Raw genomic sequence first — 746 nt, 5'->3', positions numbered from 1 at the left:
CGCCCCGGGCGTGAAGGCCCCCATCGACTTCCCCAAGTATCGCAAGCCGACGAAGGAGGAGGCCGACAAGCACATCGCCGAAACCAGGGCGATGTTGGGCTTTGGTGCAACTGGGCTTGGCATGGCTGTAGGCGGCGGACTTGGTGGTGCCGCTGGTGCTGGACTGGCCAAAGGCTTTACAGACATTTTTGGCCCGAAGATCGAGAGCCACATCAGAAATTCTGAGTGGGTTCCCGATTACAAAAACTGGGATGAGAGCGATTTCCAGAGCGCGTACTGGGGAATTTGAATTGCAACTGGGCATGGCACGTGGCCGTGCCCAGTTCAAATCAATAGCGGAAGAATAGCTGCAGAGTGAAGTATCCCAACATCAAAGCCGTAACAATCCAGCCGCACAATGAGACGACGGCATACCACTTTGACTTCTTGATCCTTGAAATGAAGGATTGTGCAGGCATCATGCGCCGTCTATTGTTCGGTGTTGTGGCCGGTTTAGGTTGTCAATGGCAACGGATTCCCGTCGTGGTATCTTGTTACGGATATGTACTAACATGGAATGTTATTCGTCGTTTGTGAATATGTCAACGTTTCCTTCCATGGTTCATTTCGAAGCGCCGCTCCTTCAAACCTGCGCGACCTGAACGAGTACCACCACAAGCGCCACCGTCTCGACTTCGAGGACGCCAGGAAACACCGCACCCGGCAGCGGGTGGAGCAGCTGTTCCGCAAACTGGCGGCCCTCGATC

The 746-nt window shown here is 54.4% G+C and carries 1 protein-coding gene; it reads left to right on the top strand.

The annotated features are described in order from the left end of the window. Positions 1 to 289: hypothetical protein (locus NNJEOMEG_RS20250; RefSeq protein ID WP_217270632.1), on the top strand; the 289-nt coding region annotated here is incomplete at its 5' end. Between the last annotated feature and the right edge of the window lie 457 nt (positions 290 to 746).

Source organism: Fundidesulfovibrio magnetotacticus, from assembly GCF_013019105.1.
GTDB lineage: Bacteria > Desulfobacterota > Desulfovibrionia > Desulfovibrionales > Desulfovibrionaceae > Fundidesulfovibrio > Fundidesulfovibrio magnetotacticus.
This window is presented reverse-complemented; position numbering and strand designations above follow the sequence as displayed.